We start from the raw sequence: 18,298 nt of genomic DNA on the forward strand, positions 1-18,298 counted from the left end.
GACGCATCTATTACATTGAAACCAGGATCATAATGTAGTTTGATATTTGAATAAGTTTCAAAATCCTTTGTAATTACAAAGTAAATACCGTGATTGTAGCCACCTTCCGTTGCCGATGAAGTTTGAGGAAATTTTCCAGTAATGTTTAATCTGCTGTCATGTTTCCACCACAGCCCCAGCTTTCATTGCTCACACCCCAGAATGCTACCCTCCACGGCTTTTCCATGCCATTTTGTTTACGAATTTCCGTCATCGGACTTAACCCCATCGAAATTTAAATACTCCACCCATTTGGCCATTTCTTCAACGGTTCCACTGCCTACATTTCCAGCAATATAAGGTTCGCAATTAAGCATTTCACAAAGTTCCAAAAACTCATGGGTACCAAAGCTATTGTCTTCGGTTACCCCGCCCCAATTGGTATTGACCATTTTCGGGCGTTCGTTTCTTGGCCCGATTCCATCTCTCCAGTGGTATTCATCTGCAAAACAACCTCCTGGCCAACGTAAATTAGGCACATTTAATCCTTTTTAAAGCCTCTACTATATCCAACCTGATTCTGCCCTTATTTGGGATGGTAGAATTTTCGTCAACCCAAAACCCATCATAAATACATCGGCCCAAATGTTCTGAAAAATGTCCGTAAATGTGTTTGCTCACCACCTGATTGCTGACCGGCTTAATCGTTAACAAAGTTTCACTTTGTCCATTTGCAAAAATGCTGATGCAAAGCATTACCGCTGAAAAGATTAGTTTCTTCATTTTTGGTGTATTTAGTTAAATGGGATTTTAATCAAGTTAAAAGAATATGGCTTCAGAGTGGCGTTTAATTTTCTGCCCTTTAAGTAAATAGATGAAGTTTTCGGACTTAATGCTTCCGGATTTTCAAAAGAATTTAATTGTTTGAGATTTTCACTAACCAGTTCATCAATCGTTCCTTTGCTTTTCAATCGTGTTTCTCCTTGTAGATCGAAATCCAAGTTCTGGCTTTGATCAGAATTATTGGCTATTTTGATAATTAATTCTTTTTTGCCCTTATCCAGTACGGATGATGCAAAAAGCCCGTCCTGACCAATGATATTCTTTTCATCCAGGGTTATGGAAACTACATCCGTTCCTTTGTTAGTGGAAAACAATTTTTGCACGTAATAATCCGGAGTTCCGTAAGATTGCAAATTATCAACCCAAATCAAATCAGGTGCCCATTGCCAGCCATCAATATGGGCGAAAAGCGGAGCGTAAGATGCCATTTGAACCACATCTGCATTGCGTTCAAGACCTGTCATTAGTGATGCCGATGCCAGTGCACTTTGCCAGTTATTGCGTTCACTACCAATTATTTTCTTATCGGCGTGAACCGCGTATTCCCCAACAAAAACTTTAGTTTCATTTCTAGGGTAGTTATCATACCTGCCAGCATTTTTTAAAAACCAGTCTGCTGGGCGGTAATAATGTTCATCAATAAAATCGGCTTTATTTTCGCGGAGCGAGGTGTTCAATAAATTGAAACGATCTCCTTCCGGATCAGTTCCAGAGCTGTTGATTAGTTTGAAATCAGGATATTTTGCTTTTATTGCCTTGGTGAAAATGGCTAAACGTTCGAGGTACTGAGGTCCCCAGTTTTCATTCCCAACGCCCATCATTTTTAAATTAAATGGTTTTGGATGACCAAGATCAGCTCTTTTCCTGCCCCATTTCGTTGTGACCTCGCCGTTTGCAAATTCAATTAAATCGAGTGCATCCTGAACATAAGGGTCAAGTTCATCCAAGGATGCCACCTCGCCAGTGTTAAACTGACAAGCCATTCCGCAATTTAAAATCGGTAAAGCGTCAGAACCAATATCTTCGGCCAGCTGAAAATATTCAAAAAATCCGAGTCCGAAACTTTGATAATAATCAGGTGCGGGGCGATGAGCAAATTCAGTATTCCAGCGATTGATTAGCATCTTTCGCTCTTCAATCGGGCCGATTGTATGTTTCCACTGATAGCGATTAGCTAAATCTGTTCCTTCTACGATGCAGCCGCCAGGGAAACGGATAAATCCAGGTTTCATATCGGCTAAAAGCTGCACCATATCTGCCCTTAACCCTTGTTTACGGTTTTTCCAAGTATCGCCAGGAAATAGCGAAATCATATCTAAATCAATGCTACCTTTTCCCTGAAAATTAATTGAAAATTTTGCTCTTGGATTGGTTTCTCTAGCGAGAAAACTTACTGACTGCTTTTTCCAGTCACTACCTGATTGATCTGGAGTAAATACCCCCTGACCAATGATTTTTTTATTCGAATCTTTTAAAAGCAATACCATTTTCACGCCGGGTTGCAACTGGCGGTATAGGACTGAAAAGTCGTAGCGCATGCCTTTTTTCACCCCAATGCCTTTAAAACCTTCATTGATCAATTCAAAATCATCACTCATTTTTTTTATTTGAAGATATCGAGGATTGGCCGCATTTTCCGCTTCACGATTAACCACCAAAACTTCCCCTTCCTGTGGCCTACTCCTTAAAATCGACCATCCCATCAAGGGTTTTGCGAACTCAAAAGATCTGTTTTTGATCAGCTCAGCATAAATTCCGCCATCGGCCCCGAAGTTGATATCCTCAAAAAAGACACCCCACATGTTTGGCTGAACCCTCGCAATAGGATCATCAAACTTAATTTTAATAAGTTTTGGGGCTTGTGCATTTGCTGAAATGGCAAAAAAGGCCGTCAAACATGCTATTAATATACTTTTTGCGACAGAATTTAATCTCATAGTTAAAGTATTTTGTTTTGGTATCATTATAGAGCTAAAATTTTGAGTTGATAAACAATGCTAGTAAGTCTTTTTTGCTTAAAGTTAATATTTCTCCAAATGGACAAGGCTTAAGGTCATTTAAAACTTTATTTACCTTTGCTACGCATAGAAACTTGAATGCTCTGTCCAGAGTAAGTAACAGTTTTCTTATCTATTGAATGATCTGAAGGCTTATTAACATGTCCTACCAGTCTAATATTAAACAATTGATTTCGGGTCATATCAGCAAAGCTACCTTCCCTAGTTCCGATGTTGAGTACTTTCGTTTTCTCACTCCATCTCAATGTTATGGTAGAAGATTTTCCTTTCTCATAATTATAATTGTCTCCCTCATCCTGATAAATAGTAAAAGAAGCATCCTTACCGGAATAAATCCTAATTTCAATTGGTGCATGAGGTAGTTCAGATGAATATTGTTGAGCGACACCAAGGGGGACAATAGAGCCTTCCTTAACAAATACTGGGATTTTATCAATTGGCGCATTTGCACTGACCGTTTGTCCCCCTTTATAGGATTTACCAGTATAAAAGTCATACCAAATATGATCTTTAGGTAAATAAACCATTCTGCTTTTTGTTCGGTTAACCTCTTTATTCCCTGGATCGAAATACATTGCAGTGGTTACAGGGCATGCCATAAATGAAGGTCCAAACATAAACTGGTCTTTAATATCATATACCGAAACATCCTTTCTAAAATCAAAAACAAGTGGGCGTGTCATTGTATAATTTTCATTGGAAACCATTGCAGCAACCGAATAAGTATATGGTAATAACTGGTATCTCAGGTTGATCTGAGTAATAATGCTTTTGTAAAATGGATCGTTAACATCGCCAAACTTCCAGGGTTCCCGGGCAAAGTCGGTACCATGGCTTCTCATCATTGGCAACCAAGTGGCGAATTGCAAGGTCCTCACGTAAAACTCCCGGTAACCGGCATCTAAAGTTCCTTTGTCAAAATCTCCTTTCCAAAACCACTGCGATTTTGTTTTGACAAAAAATGCACCGGCATCAATGGTCCAGTAAGGGTTACCTGTAGCCATGTAGTTTAAGCCTGAGGGGATCCATTTGGCAAAATCGGCCCATGTTGCCTTGGTATCTCCATTCCAAATAAATGTTCCGTAACGATGAATACCGGCAAAGCCAGACCGTGTCAGGTTTAAAACCCTCTTTTTATCTGTGTCTAACCGCTGGTTTTCATAGATGCCACGAGCGTGATTGAGTGAGAACAAATTAGCCCTCAAAGGGCCGAGAAGTTCATTTAAACCAGCAGAATTAAGATCATACCTGGCTTTTGGATTCTGCGCAATATCATTCGCTTTGTCATTCCAATCACCGTCTACAGGCTCAGAGGAGTCGCACCACCATGCATCAACTCCATTTGAGAACAGATTTTTGTTGACGTAATCGCTCCAATACATTTTTCTGGCCATAGGGTTAAAAGCGTCGTATACCGATCTGCCAAGTACAAAGTTTTTAGCACCCATTTCTACGGTCTCATTTCCAGCAACATTTGGCCAGATTGAGAGCATGAACTTGGCATGTTTATCATGAATGCCCCGAATCATCTTCTTGGGATCAGGATAAAATTTTTCATCGAATTTTTTGTGTCCCCATAAACCATTAGACCAGTAGTTCCAGTCCTGAACAATCACATCAAGCGGAATTTTATTGGAACGAAAGCGTGTAACCACGCTGTCAATCTCATAGGAATTGGTATATCTTTCCTTTGACTGAATATAACCAAACGCATATCTTGGTGCAAGCTGAACCTTACCTGTAAGGTTACGGTAATGCCCCACAACCTGATCCAATTCTGGCCCATACATAAAATAGTAATCGAGTTGATTTACCGCATCAAGTTGAACTTTTTTATCAGGCGACTGGTCTGAGAACACCATTGTAGAGCCCACATCGAAAAGCAAGCCATAGCCTTGAGAACTCATCAGCACAGGTACACTTTTTTTCAGGTTATGCTGGTAAAGATACTGGGTTTTGCCACGAAGATTCAGATCGCCTTCCTCATGCGATCCAAGTCCATACAAGGCCTCACCTTTTTGCCATTGAAATCTGGATATCATTTTCCATGCCTCTCCGACTTTCGCTTTAGAGCCAACCTGGGCAATAACCAAATCTCCATTGGCTGTTTTTTCAACTTTGTTCTTACTATCATCGAAACCAACTTTTTCAATATTGATTTTTTCAGCTGAGCGAGGATTTAAAGGAGATTCTTCTAAAATTACTCTTCCATCCTTTTGAAAATAGCTTATAGCTCCATTTGATTTATTGATTTTTACATTTAATCTTTCAGAATTCAGGCTAAAATAATCTGTATGCTGAGAAAAAACAAAGGCTATCCTCTGTTCTTGGTGAGGAATACAGATTTCAGTTTCATTGCTTTTAAAATTATTTTTGGGAACATATTGTATGCGCAATACTTGAGGATTCACAAAAGTTACCCTTAATTTTTCATCACCTCTTGTAAAAAGAGCACCTGTTTGCACCTTTCTTCCCTGAAATGTCGCTCCACCTACATCTACAGGTGACACAGCTTGGCTATGAGCTAATTTGAAAGTGGTACATAAACTAATTAGTATCAATAAAAATTTTGTCTGCATGTTTTTCTAGATTCGTAGCTGAATATTCTCTAAAAGGCTTTTAAATGTAAATAGGCTGTTGCTGCAATTACTAATATTACAATGAATTTCTTTTAATCGATGAACAAGCAGAAGTTATCAAAACCCTGCTTGTTCATCATCATTAATATCCTGGATTTTGGGTAAGATTTGCATTTGCCAAAAGGGCGGTTTGAGGGATAGCAAATATTAAATATTTATCTGCTGATACAGGTTTGAGCAAGCGAGCATTTAAAAACTTACCAAATCTGATCAAGTCAGGTCTTCTGGTACCCTCCCAATATAGTTCCCTTCCTCGTTCTGCTAGCAAGTCATCCAGTGTTAGAGTGCTAAGTGGCGCCAAAGATCCTGGGGTGGCTGATCTCGAGGATCTTATCATGTTTACTATTGTCAAAGCGGCACTAGCGTTTCCATTCCTTAACAAAGCCTCAGCTTTCATAAGTTGGACATCGGCATACCTAATAAACATAAAATCATTATCAGGGTTACCAACATTTGTATAATCTGGTACATATTTGATCACACGAACGCCGGAATACAAACCCTCTCCCTGCAATGTTGTTAAGTTAGGTGTGATAATGGTATTTGCCAGTGGTGCTCCATTTGGACCAAATTGCTGCCCGATGATAAAACCAACATTAAATCCACCTTTAGCCTTTACTATAGGATCAATATAACTTTTTCTGATATCCCCGTCAGAGAATGAAGCATAAAAATCAGGAGTTGTTGCAAAACCATTCCAACCACCGCCCTGAGGCAATGTCATCGACCCAATCAGTGACGCATACCACCAGTACTGGGTGAGCAGGCCTCGGCTCCCCCCAACACCCTGGAGGGTAAATATCTGTTCTTTGGATAATTCTCCATTTGCTGGCTGAAAATTGTTCCAGTAAAAATCTAACGATTTACCAACGATGTTATCGGCGTTTGCAATAACTTTATCCATATTGGCTTTATCGAATGTTGGTTTAGATCGGTCAGGATAAACCCCCTTATTAAGATACAATCTGGCTAAAAAGCCATAGGCGGCTTGTTTTGTTGGAACATATGCTGTACCTGTTGCTGGCAAATCTGGTAAGATAGACTCTATCTCAGAGATGATAAAATTGATTCCTTCTACGCCCGAGTATACTTTTGGCAATAAAATCAAGTCGGAACCAGGCTCACGATAAGGGAATTTGCCAAACAAATCCAGGATGCTGTACATACTATAAGCCCTTAAAAATCTCGCCTGAGCAGCAATATCAGCAGGAGGACTGAATGTGAGTATGTTACCTGCGTCATAAACACATTTGTTCAACGAGTTGTAAGTTGCCAGTAAATAAGGATGACTTGAATCCCAGCTGTGTAGATATAATTTTCTCCAAACCCCATCATCATCCCATCCGCTAGGACGTGAAGGTACAATAAGTTCATCTGTGGTTGCCTCCTGAAGGCCAAAGTGGTTTGAATAATCCGTGTAAGGCGCAGTCATGTCCAAATAAACGGTTTGCAATAATGAGGCAAAAGTAGTCGTTTTAGTAGCCAGTGCCCTTGCTTGTTCACGATTCAGTTCTGAACTTAAATTCTCATCTAGTTTTTTACAAGATGAGGTAATGAATAATGAGCATACGACAAGCACTGCTATACTATTTTTTAGTTGAGTTAATTTCATGATTTCCAAATTAAAAACTTAAGTTAAAACCGATTAAGAATGATCTTGCTGAGGGGTATGCTCCATAATCGATTCCGAATGAAGGAACTCCACCAACTGACTTGTCTGTACTTACTTCTGGATCGAATCCAGAATATTTTGTTATCAACAATAAATTTTGTCCTGTTAAAAAGACTCTGGCTGTTTTGAACTCCCCAATGCTTCCCAAATCGTAATTTAAGGTCGCGTTGTTAAGCCTGATAAAGTTTCCATTTTCAAGAAAACGGGTTGATACAATATTTGCATTGGTCAGGCGCTCATTTCCTAATCCTATTTCAGCAGTTGTATTTCGGCCGATTGCCAAACCACTTGGAGCTAGGTTAACCATTCTGGTATTATTGTAAATCTTTGAACCGAAAGCGCCGTTCCATGACATCTCAAAAGAGACTTTTTTATATGAGACTGAAGTTGAAGCTCCAACAAGTGTCTTTGGATTCGGATCTCCTACATATTGTTTATCAGGACTGTATTGCGCCACACCATTACCATCCAGACCCAGGTAACGAACCATATTATACACAAAAAGTGGTTGATCATTTGCAATCTGCTGAGCAGGGATTCCACTGGCCAATCCATTACCGTTTATGTTTCCGGTAAGTACCACCGGACCGGTATAGTTGGTAAAAAGATTTTTCTGGAAAGTAGCATTCAGGCCCAAATTCCATCTGAAATCTGTTTTTTCAAACAAAACGAAGTTCAACGCTGCTTCCATTCCATAATTTTTAAGCACCGCTGGCAGATTGCTAAAATAGTTTACTGCAGGTCCGGGCTGTACCAAAGCAAGCTGAAATAGTAAATCTTTGGTTTGTTTGTTGAAATATTCTACAGTACCGGTTATCCGATTGTTAAAAAGCCCAAAATCTATTCCGGCATTGTAGCTGTCTGTTGTTTCCCATTTCAGGTTTGGGTTGCCATAATTGGCCTGAGAAATGCTTTGTAAACCAAACGAGTACCGATCTTGAGCAGAACCGGCTGGAAATTCCTGATTACCTGTTTTACCATATCCCAGTCTCATTTTTAAGCTGCTGATTTTTTCTGGCAAGAAACCTTCCTCGGTTAATACCCAGGCAGCGGCTAGAGACGGAAAATATCCATATTTGTTGTTTGAGCCAAATTTGGTGGAACCGTCTGCTCGCATGGTAGCGGTCAATAAGTACCGTCCATCATAATTTAGATTAACTCTTGAGAAATAAGATTGCAATTGGTTTGTAGGATCTACGAATGATGATGTACCGATATTGCCACGTGCAGGATTTTGGAGAATACTGCTCCCTAATACTTCAAAACTGGTAAACCCTGTTCCCGAAACACCGTATGAGGATCTTTTAAAGTCAATGAATTCATATCCTAACAAGGCATTCAAGTTTAATTTCGATGAAAGTTGTTTAGTATAGTTCAGGGTGTTGGTTACCGTTGTGGTATTTAGCTGATTATTGGCTACACCTGCATAACCTATGTTAGTAATGTTATTTAGAAAAAGATTACCAGAAATATCAGTTGTACGGTTACCAACAACATTGTTTAAACCCAAAGTCAACTTATACACCAGGCCATCAATAATCTTGATGCTCGGAGATACATTCGCTAAAATATTGGTAACTTCAGACTTGTCATTATAATATTCAATCAAAGCCAATGGGTTTGTACCAAATCCAGGTATAGATGTAGTTCCATCTGTGTAATTCTGTTGTACGAATCTCCCATCTGGATATTGCAAAGGCACAGTTGGATTCCATTCCAGCGCATTGCCGATGAGGCTACCATAAAGATTACTGTTGTTACCAATTGGAACACCAACATTTTTGGTCTTTGCAGCAATGACATTGAAATCTAAACGTATGCGGTCGTTTTTGAGGAAACTGTGTCCACCAGAGATATTGGCTACATATTTTTTAAAGTCTGATTTACGTACAATACCTTGTTGATCAGTATATCCTAAAGAAACCCGGTAATTGCCTTTGTCATTTCCACTTGAGATCGCAATGTTGTGGTTTTGGCTGAAAGCGGTTCTGGTTATTGCATCTAGTGCATCAGTGGAATTTTTACCATCAAATTGAGTTAGGTTCCTGCTGGTTAAGGCTTGTTTGAATTCACTGCTATTCATTTGAGCATTTGATCGCATCAGGTTTGCGATGCCTACTGAACTGGAGATCTGTAGCTCAGCTGCACCCGATTTTCCTTTTTTTGTTGTGATAATGACTACACCGTTTGCTCCCCTGGAGCCGTAAATAGCAGTTGCAGATGCATCTTTTAACACATCAATTGATTCAATATCATTAGAATTAATAAAACTTAAAGGATTACTACCGGCGGTTGAACCTAATGTAGAGGCATTTGCAGAAGGCTGAGTATTTCTCCCATCCAAAGGGATACCATCAACTACAAAAAGTGGCTGATTGCCCGCTCTAAGGGAATTTGCGCCTCTAATCCTTACAGTCATTTCTGCTGCAGGAGCACCATTATTAGATCCTATCTGTACACCAGCTAATTTGCCCTGTATAAGTTGCTCCGGAGAGGTGGTAATACCTTTATTAAAATCTTTAGCTTTAACGCTACCCACAGCACCGGTAAGGTCACTCTTTCTCGCAGTTCCATAACCGATAACCACAACATCTTCCAGAGAGGCCTGTGAAGATTTAAGTCGAATATTGATTTCAGCATTGCCTCTTAGTTTTACAGTTTGGGTATCATACCCAATAAAACTAAATTCCAACGTTCCCTCACTAAGATTTGTATCAAGAGAATATCTACCTTGAGTATCGGTGACAGTACCTACATTTGTTCCTTTTAACCTTACAGAAACCCCTGGAATAGGGCTTCCGCCTTCATCTGTTACCCTTCCACTAATTTTTTGCTTGGAAATGACCAGATTGTCTAGGCCATTATCCACTGATTTTATCCCCACTGTTTCTACAGAATTTTTCTCACTAATAATGGAGGTGTTGCTCGCTAAGCCACCTGCAGATAAACGGCCAAGTGATAGCAGCGATAGAAGAACTGTAATCTTTGTTACAGTCAGGCCTTTATTGTAATGTCGCAAATTTGAAATGCCATAGTCTAGTTTTAGATTTATCATCTGTTTCAGATTTAGTTTATATTTGGTTTGTTTATTTGTCGTTTAGATTACCAATTGATTCGGCAAAAGAATTTTGTAAACTTATGATGCTCTTAAGTAGGGAAATTCTAATGTTGTCTTTAGCATCAAGGGATGACTTTATCCAGTGTCTGGTTCTTTATGTTGATTTTAAATTATCTAATGGATAGTTTGTTTCAGTGAAAAAAAATTGCCTAAAAAACATCTCCCTTGATCAAACAGCAAGTAGCTTTTGTCTATTCGAAGTGGGAATAATCTTGAAGCAAAGACATTTAAATTGAAAACAAAGGCAAAGCCTTTTGAAGGAATGCAACGAATCATAAAATATTTGGTTAGGAATTACTTAAACAAATCTAAAACATAGCAAATCGTATTTTTTTGTATGAAAGTGACTGTTTTTTATACTAATCCGACTCAAACTAATTCAATCATTAATCATTTTGTACTTAATCTCGCTGTGGGAATTCAATAAATTCCACATTTATATTTTATGTAAGCATTTATTATGAATTACTCTCATCGCTAGGGTCAGTATGATGAATTGATTGGTGTAACCTTAACGGCACGCAATCCCTGCATCTTCATTTCAATTTCAAATAGTACAATAGAATTCAGACCTGCTGGGTTAGTTAAGTCAGCGATGTCAAATAGTATTTCTTGGTCGTTGCGATCAAAGATTTCCCCAATTCCAAGATCATAATTGAGAGTGATTATTTTACCTATTCTTTTCATAATATATCGTATATTTTGAATAAATTTGACAGAAGACAAAAGGGTCTTTCGGCCAAAAACCTTAATATTAAGCCTTACAGGAGCAGTAATAATAATATTTGTTGTGTATTATATTGGCTGAGTAAACATGCATGATATAGAGTGCTGTAATAATTTCTGCTTTTAGGAAAGTGACACTTTCTTAAATGCAACATTAACATCGAATTATCTTTCTAAGAGTCAACATTTATGAGTGATATTCTACCAAAACACAACATGGAGGGTCTGATGGATGAAAACGACTTCAACTTCTATAAAAGTGATGAGTTGATCGAATTTATGTCTCAAGACCAAAACCCACATTCTCATAACTATTACATTTTAAGCTTTTTATACAGTGGATCTATTCTACATCTGGCTGATTTTGAAAGTGACCGGATTGCAGCTCCAGCAATTTTATTGTTAGATATTGACCGCGTTCATACGCATCCTATACTTCATGATTGCAAAATTAAATCCTTAGGTTTCTCACAAAAATTCATTACAGATCGCGGCCCTACTTTCTTCAGTAAGCTCAATAAAATTTTCTCCCGTCCCTACATTAAAATCTCTCAAGGTGAAATTGACCGGATTGATGAGATTCTTGGCTTGATGGAAAACAAAAGTCTCAACAGCATACTAGAAACAGAACTCACACAGTCGCTGCTTGATGCTTTGGTGATTTATTGCGCCATACTTTCAGATCAAAATCCTTCAACGGAAAAGACCTTGAATGAAATTTATTCCAGATTTCGAATACTTTTAAAAAAACATTATATGGAACATCATGAGGTTAGTTTTTATGCCGATTCCCTTAATATAAGTACAAGTGTATTGACTCACCAGGTAAAGCATTCCACAGCCAAAACTCCCAAACAACTAATAGATGAACATTTATTATTAGAAGCTAAACGAATATTGTATTGGTCTGATACTACAAGTAAAGAACTTTCGTGGAAATTAGGCTTTGAAACTGATAGTTATTTCAGTCGTTTTTTCAAAAAATATACTGGGTTAACGCCAAAGGAATTTCAAAGGACTTCCATTTTAAGCCGAAATTTTTAAAGGAACTACCGATGACAAAATACAACTTCATCATTGGTAGTTCAAAATCTTTACTTTTTAGGTAAAAACTCCATTGTTCCATAGCGGTTGTACACCATTCCATGAGCAATATCGTCTGCTACATCTTTGCCGTGAATAAGTTCAATTGCTTCAAGGGCAACATCCATTCCTGATGTAACACCTGCACCGGTCAGGAATTTTCCGTCAACAACGAAACGCTTTTTCTCCTGAACATTGATTTTGGGATGTGCTTTAAGTTCATGTATAGACCAATGGTGGGTAGTAGCTGAACGCCCGTCCAGTAGACCAGTATTGGCCAGGATCAGCCCTCCGGTACATACCGACAAGGTCATTTGGGTTTTGTTGTTTTGATTGACAATCCAGTTCATCATTTTTTTATCAGCAGATACTTTCGCAACGATCTCAGGAGATGTTCCAGGAATAATTAGAATATCTGCCTGAGGCGCATCAAAAATATTATACTTGGAAACTAAATTTACCGTTTTACCGTCCATAATAATATTCTTGTTCTCCGTGGCAGATACAGTATATATATTATAGTTGTTATTCCAATTATTTGCCTTAACAAACACATCAATTGGCCCACCTGTATCAACAATCTCTACCCCATCATATACGAGCACGCCCACATTGATTTTTTTTTCTTTAGGAAAATGGAAATTTGTTTTCGTATTTTCCTGTGCCTTCCCGCTCTTGGAGTAAACAATCATGACAATCATAATCATCAAAAATTTAACTTTCTTCATCTAAGTATAACTTTATTTAAACATTTACTATGTGATGAATTGTATTGCCGGCAAGCTTATCACATGAAACAAAAGTATTGAGATATGGAAAATTCCAATTACACTTTTGCCACATTTTCTTTCACTTTACGCATAATTTTGTCCAGGCAATAAACTTTTTCTAATAGCTAGGGCAATAGTAAGCATAGCAGATTCTACGGTGGTGATTTCAAAAGCTGAGGCAGAGGGTCGCTTTCATCGCGTGGCCCCCTAAATTTTCAGACTGTTGATTAGGAATCTGAAAAAATCGTGCCTCAAAATTTTATCTATTAAAATTTTATTTCAACCTCTTTCCCGGAATATACTATTGATTGGACGTTTTTTGATTTGCCTTTTCTAACAGTTGAATTGGCGGAAATTAACTCTAGATTGAAATTCCTTCTAGCCAGCATTCCTTTAAAACTTCCTTTTTGATCTGAAATAAATAAAGTTTTGGATTTGTCATTCCATTTAAAGATTATAGTGGTGTAGTATCCCTTTTCATAATTGTAATTATCGTTTTCGTCTTCGTATAGAACGAATTCGCCATCTGCTCCTGCATAAACCCGAACATTTAGGTTATCCCATTTTTTTTCGGTAGAATATTGCACATCTGGTCCGAATGGGATTATAGCGCCAGTCTTTACATACAATGGAACAATGTCTACTGGCACATCAGTTTCAATAGTTTGCCCACCATTGTAATATTTTTTTGTCCAGAAGTTGTACCATCCATTCCCTTTCGGTAAATAAACCGGCCATTTTCTTGCCTGGTATCTAGTAACTGGGGTAACGAGTATTGACTTTCCAAAAAGATATTGACTGCCAATTTCATGCGTTTTTTTGTCTTCTGCAAAATCCATCATTAATGGTCGCATAAACGTACCGTCATTTTTACTCACCTCCCAAGAGGTAGCATAAATATATGGCAGTAGACTGTAGCGGAGTTTGATAAATTTCTCTTGTGCATCAAAGCACCAGGTTCCTCGGTCGCCGAAATTCCAGATTTCTCTAGGTAAGTTGGTTCCATGAGCGCGCATCATCGGACTAAATGCCCCAAACTGCATCCAACGAACATACAATTCCTGAAACTCAGGATTTTTATTACCGCCACCTTTAACCCAGCGACCTGCGAAAAAACCACCAATGTCACTATTCCAGTTTGGGATTCCCATAAGCGTATAATTCAGGGCTGCAGGAATCTGCTTTTCGAGCATCTCCCAGGTAGAGTTAACATCCCCACTCCAAGTATTTGATCCATAACGTTGCTGCCCTATAAACCCAGATCTGGTTAGGATCACGCCACGCTTTTGATTATTTACTTCCCTTTGGTAGGTTGCGATTCCTTTATTGTGCATCAAACTAAATCCATTCTTTACACTCCGATAACTGCCTAAGTAAGTAGGTAGATTAAAATCCGAAGGCTTAATATTGATATGATCAGGTTCAGTTGAATCAAGCCACCACCCGTCATTACCGATATAGCTGAATATTCCCTTATCTAAATATTTCCAATAAATATTTAGAGCTTCTGGATTAAATACATCGTATGGCCTGGCTCCACTATTTGGTGGCCAGGTATCAAAATTGATGATCATTTTCTTTCTATCGAATTCTTTACGTTGCTGTGTTTTTGGCCCAAATCCAGGCCAGGTCACAATCAAAAGTTTTGCATTTAGTTTATGAATATCATCAACCCATTTTTTCGGATCTGGAAAACGTTCTGAATCAAAGCTTTGTGAATTCCAAGCACTGTCAGTTTTGTTGTACTCCGGCCAATAACGCCAATCCTGAATCACAACATCAAGTGGAACTTTTAACTCACGATATTTCTTTACTATATTTAAACTCTCTTCCTGAGTATGGTAGCGCTCTTTACTTTGAAAAAACCCATAAGCCCATAGTGGGAGCATGGGCGCTTTTCCTGTTAATTCTCTCATCTTAGAAATAACCCCATCAGCATTTTTACCATACATAAAATAATAGTCTGCGCAATGTCCCAAACTTTCAAAAGAAAGCTCTTGCGGGTTATCATTGAACTCTGATATAGAATAATTATCCCAAAATACGGCATAACCTTTTACAGAGAGAAAATATGGAGAATAGGTTGACATGTTCTCATTCTGCATGTGATGCGAGGAATTACGGCGGTTAAATTTGTTATCCAAAATCTGCCCTACGCCATAGATCGCCTCATCCTTGTCCAAGAGAAAACCATTTCGAACTTTGAATGAAGGAGTTCCTGCATCATCAATGGCAGAAAATTGCGTTCCATAATCCTTATCATGAAGCAATTTTTGCCCTAAAAGATCTGAGAAGAATATCCCCCCACTTTCTGTGTCGATACTAAGCTGAATAGAATTGCTTTTGATCGTTGCATACTTGCCAGTCTCTAGAAATGTAACAGCTGTTTTTACAGGCCTACCTATTACGGAAAGGCTTTTTTTATCGTACGGCTTTCCGGCAGGCGTTTTGAAAATCCTTACGATATTTTCTGAATAAAATTCGATGCTGATATCCATTCCTTGCGCGGAAAGACTTAAACCCTGCGCTGATTTCTGGATAGATTGTGCACTCACATCCGGTGTAAAGAGAAATGCAAAAAAAGCGATTAAATAAAACCTGGTTTGATAAATTCTTATATTCATCCTAATATATTTAGTATTTGATTTAGTTTTTTACGGATTAACCGGAACCGGAGAAAAATTGACTAACGTTTATCAGATCATCTTTATCTAGAGAACAATATTAAGTTAGGTTATTGCTTCCTCAAAACTTAACAAGTTCGATAATACCAACTAGTGGCTACTAGTAAATAGATTAAGCTAGGATGACTATCACATAAATCAACTATAAACAAGTTGCAAATAACTCACATAAAACAGCACATGCAAAAGACTCCAAATTTTTTAACCACTAACTCGAAGCCAGCACGGCCCTCCAATTTGTTCGTATTTCAAGGTAGTTACTTAAAATAGTTTTAATATTACTTCTGCCTTTTTTAATGCTGGCGAAGTAAGGCGGACAATGACAGGATCATTAGCTTTTACATCACACTGGATATAAACGGTCATCTTCCCATGAAAAACACTTTGCTTACTATCTGTGTAATCTCCCATATCCTGATTATTCCCTGCTTCCATGCCAAGTAACCTCGCTTTACCGGATACATCACAAGTAATTTCATCGTTAGCAATTTCCACTGGAACCCCATCTTCATCAACGAGCTGGAGATCCATTTGAACAAGGCCGTTTTTGCGATCAACGGTGATTTCCTTGCCCTGTAATATCATAATACGTTGCTGCTTTTTGCTCGTTTGTATTTTATGTCTTATTGTCTCAATTCCCTTTGCATCCAGTCCGATTACTTCCAGCTTTCCAGAGGTGTAAGGAATATCCCAAAAGATAATTCCAGTTTTATCATCATATGGCTTGGCCTTGCCGACGACTCTACCATTTAATTCCAATCTGGCTTGTGTAGCATTGGTGTAAGCAACCACTCTGATCGGTTGGCCATCCTTATAATTCCAAATCGGCCAAGCATCCATCGATAGCGATTTATCTTTCCCACCAGCTTGCTCTGATTGGAGTACTGACCAGCCATCACTGGCTTGGTTACCTCCCGCAAGCGGGTAAGTACCTAAATAAGCCATTGGTTTATCAGACCATAAAGACTGCCGAAAATAGCCTCTGGGCTTAATGAACCCTGCAAAATCCAATAATCCTGAATAGAAGCCCCTTGAAGGCCATTTCCCGGATTCCCCTAAATAATCAATCCCCGTCCATAAGAACTGCCCGAAAATATATTCATTATCCCTCACGGCTTTCCATGCATCAATGTCGTGGCGGTTTTCACTGCCGAAAATTACTCTTTCAGGATATTTTTTATGATCCTGCTGATAACGGCTTTCTGTATAATTATAGCCTGCGATATCCAATGTACCAGGATAAGCTGTTTCATTTGACATCGCTACCCCTGCCAGTCCTGCGGTGACTGGACGGCTTGTATCATACTTCCGAACGACGGAGGCAAGTTTTTTTGCAATATCACCTAGATACATCGCATCTGGTGCGTCTTTTTTATAGCCGCCAAAAATGGGTTGTGTAAAACCGCCTTCGCGTGTGCCAGCCAATATAGGATGCGAATAAGGATCATTTGGATAATCCACCTCATTCCCGATGCTCCAAGCAAATATAGAGAGGTGGTTGCGATCGCGTTTTACCATGTCTGCAAGGTCCTGTTCTCCCCATTCTTTAAAGAAGTCCGCCGTTCCCTGATAGCCAGGTGTACCTACATTCCACCCCTGAAGCCACTTGCGTTTTGGGTATTCCCATTCATCAAAGGCCTCGTCCATGACTAAAAGTCCCAATTCATCACAAAGTGAATATAGTGATGATGCCTGCGGGTTATGACTGGTTCGTATAGCATTCACGCCAAGCGATTTTAAAGTAAGCAAACGGCGACGCCAGACTTCGGGATAAAATTCGGCACCTAGTACGCCTGCATCGTGATGTAAACACACGCCCCTAACTTTCATCTGCTCTCCGTTTAAGGCAAAACCTTTATCAGGGTCAAAAGTAAAACTACGGAAACCTGTTGCAAGCCTGCTGCTATCAATGACCTTTCCATTTCTTGTAATTTTTATATGTAAGGTGTAGTTGTATGGAGTGGAAACATTCCAAAGTTTTGGATTATCCAATTCCATTGATAAGTTAAAATTTTGACTTTGGCTATTGTTCAAAATAGCTGGAATTTCTTTTTTTGCAACTACTGTTCCACTTTTATCCAAAAGTTCGCTATGAATACGTATAGCGGCAACAGAACGGGGAAGGTCATTTACCACCTCTACATTTACATGCAGTGTAGCTTTCTTTCCTTTTACCTCTGGATAGGCATATACGCCCCACTGCTGGATATGAACAGGATTAGCACGAACTAACCATACATCGCGGTAGATACCTGAGCCGGTATACCATCTCGAATCCGGATCCTTACTGTGATCAGCACGAATGGAAATCAGGTTTTGCTGCCCATACTTAACGAATGGGGATATATCATAACAGAATGAAATATAACCATTTGGACGCTTACCTACCGACTGCCCGTTAACGAAAACCTCGCTTCTATTATAAACACCCTCAAAATAAAGGTATAATTTCTTCCCCTTATCCTCTTTAGCAATATTCAGCATCTTCTGGTACCAACCAATTCCACCGGGAAGATATCCAGAGGCACTTGCAAAGTTTGGACTAAGAACTTGTTTCACACTCCAGTCATAAGGCAACTGTACATTTTGCCAGGATTTGTCTCCATTATCCCCTATTACTTTCCCATCTGTTTCCCCCAGATGAAATCTCCAGTTGGAATTAATTTTTTCAGCCTGTCCAAAACCAGGCTGTGCAAGTAATCGTGAAGCGCTGAGGAGTATAGTGGCAAGTGTATAAACCAGGTATTTTAAGTTTTTCATTCTGTT

Annotated in this window: 11 protein-coding genes; 1 reads left to right on the forward strand and 10 read right to left on the reverse strand. The window is 38.9% G+C overall.

From position 1 onward, the window contains the following. Positions 1-236: 236 nt before the first annotated feature. From OQZ33_RS24175 to OQZ33_RS04045, 7 genes are all read right to left on the reverse strand, one after another. Positions 237-518: a hypothetical protein gene (locus OQZ33_RS24175; RefSeq protein ID WP_322975008.1), complete on the reverse strand. Its 282-nt coding sequence runs from the start codon at positions 516-518 to the stop codon at positions 237-239. Next, positions 511-762: a hypothetical protein gene (locus OQZ33_RS24180; RefSeq protein WP_322975009.1), complete on the reverse strand. Its 252-nt coding sequence runs from the start codon at positions 760-762 to the stop codon at positions 511-513. Before OQZ33_RS24180 ends, OQZ33_RS24175 begins: the two co-directional genes overlap by 8 nt. Before the next feature lie 11 nt (positions 763-773). After that, positions 774-2,759 (reverse strand): alpha-L-arabinofuranosidase C-terminal domain-containing protein, encoded by a 1,986-nt coding sequence (locus OQZ33_RS04025; RefSeq protein ID WP_265797774.1) that lies wholly within the window; start codon positions 2,757-2,759, stop codon positions 774-776. Positions 2,760-2,887: 128 nt separating this feature from the next. Next, positions 2,888-5,419, reverse strand: a complete 2,532-nt coding sequence (locus tag OQZ33_RS04030) for a glycoside hydrolase family 31 protein (RefSeq protein WP_265797775.1) — start codon at positions 5,417-5,419, stop codon at positions 2,888-2,890. 142 nt (positions 5,420-5,561) lie between these two features. Then, complete coding sequence (locus OQZ33_RS04035) at positions 5,562-7,091, reverse strand: RagB/SusD family nutrient uptake outer membrane protein (protein ID WP_265797776.1); 1,530 nt, start codon at positions 7,089-7,091, stop codon at positions 5,562-5,564. Between the two features lie 10 nt (positions 7,092-7,101). Further along, a complete protein-coding gene (locus tag OQZ33_RS04040) occupies positions 7,102-10,206 on the reverse strand; it encodes a SusC/RagA family TonB-linked outer membrane protein (protein WP_265797778.1) in 3,105 nt (1,034 codons plus the stop codon). A 546-nt stretch (positions 10,207-10,752) separates the two neighbouring features. Next, a complete protein-coding gene (locus OQZ33_RS04045; protein ID WP_265797779.1) occupies positions 10,753-10,956 on the reverse strand; it encodes a hypothetical protein in 204 nt (67 codons plus the stop codon). Between the two features lie 228 nt (positions 10,957-11,184). On the opposite strand from OQZ33_RS04045, the gene OQZ33_RS04050 reads away from it, so the two are divergent. Continuing rightward, on the forward strand, positions 11,185-12,039 hold the full coding sequence (locus OQZ33_RS04050; protein ID WP_265797780.1) for a helix-turn-helix domain-containing protein: 855 nt from the start codon (positions 11,185-11,187) through the stop codon (positions 12,037-12,039). Between the two features lie 50 nt (positions 12,040-12,089). Here OQZ33_RS04050 and OQZ33_RS04055 read toward each other — a convergent pair whose 3' ends face one another. The 3 genes from OQZ33_RS04055 to OQZ33_RS04065 form a co-directional block, all read right to left on the reverse strand. Further along, the gene (locus OQZ33_RS04055; protein WP_265797781.1) at positions 12,090-12,806 is read right to left on the reverse strand and encodes a DJ-1/PfpI family protein; all 717 of its coding nucleotides are present in this window, start codon (positions 12,804-12,806) and stop codon (positions 12,090-12,092) included. A gap of 308 nt (positions 12,807-13,114) precedes the next feature. Next, on the reverse strand, positions 13,115-15,472 hold the full coding sequence (locus OQZ33_RS04060) for a glycoside hydrolase family 31 protein (RefSeq protein ID WP_265797782.1): 2,358 nt from the start codon (positions 15,470-15,472) through the stop codon (positions 13,115-13,117). Between the two features lie 321 nt (positions 15,473-15,793). Further along, on the reverse strand, positions 15,794-18,292 hold the full coding sequence (locus tag OQZ33_RS04065) for a sugar-binding domain-containing protein (RefSeq protein ID WP_265797783.1): 2,499 nt from the start codon (positions 18,290-18,292) through the stop codon (positions 15,794-15,796). Between the last annotated feature and the right edge of the window lie 6 nt (positions 18,293-18,298).

The sequence above is a fragment of the Pedobacter sp. MC2016-05 genome (assembly GCF_026239735.1).
Lineage (GTDB): Bacteria > Bacteroidota > Bacteroidia > Sphingobacteriales > Sphingobacteriaceae > Pedobacter.

Coding starts and splice junctions, on each gene's coding strand:
- OQZ33_RS04040 (WP_265797778.1), bottom strand. CDS start 10,206: ATGATAAATCTAAAACTAGACTATGGCATTTCAAATTTGCGACATTAC.
- OQZ33_RS04030 (WP_265797775.1), bottom strand. CDS start 5,419: ATGCAGACAAAATTTTTATTGATACTAATTAGTTTATGTACCACTTTC.
- OQZ33_RS04050 (WP_265797780.1), top strand. CDS start 11,185: ATGAGTGATATTCTACCAAAACACAACATGGAGGGTCTGATGGATGAA.
- OQZ33_RS04045 (WP_265797779.1), bottom strand. CDS start 10,956: ATGAAAAGAATAGGTAAAATAATCACTCTCAATTATGATCTTGGAATT.
- OQZ33_RS24180 (WP_322975009.1), bottom strand. CDS start 762: ATGAAGAAACTAATCTTTTCAGCGGTAATGCTTTGCATCAGCATTTTT.
- OQZ33_RS04025 (WP_265797774.1), bottom strand. CDS start 2,759: ATGAGATTAAATTCTGTCGCAAAAAGTATATTAATAGCATGTTTGACG.
- OQZ33_RS04035 (WP_265797776.1), bottom strand. CDS start 7,091: ATGAAATTAACTCAACTAAAAAATAGTATAGCAGTGCTTGTCGTATGC.
- OQZ33_RS04055 (WP_265797781.1), bottom strand. CDS start 12,806: ATGAAGAAAGTTAAATTTTTGATGATTATGATTGTCATGATTGTTTAC.
- OQZ33_RS04060 (WP_265797782.1), bottom strand. CDS start 15,472: ATGAATATAAGAATTTATCAAACCAGGTTTTATTTAATCGCTTTTTTT.
- OQZ33_RS04065 (WP_265797783.1), bottom strand. CDS start 18,292: ATGAAAAACTTAAAATACCTGGTTTATACACTTGCCACTATACTCCTC.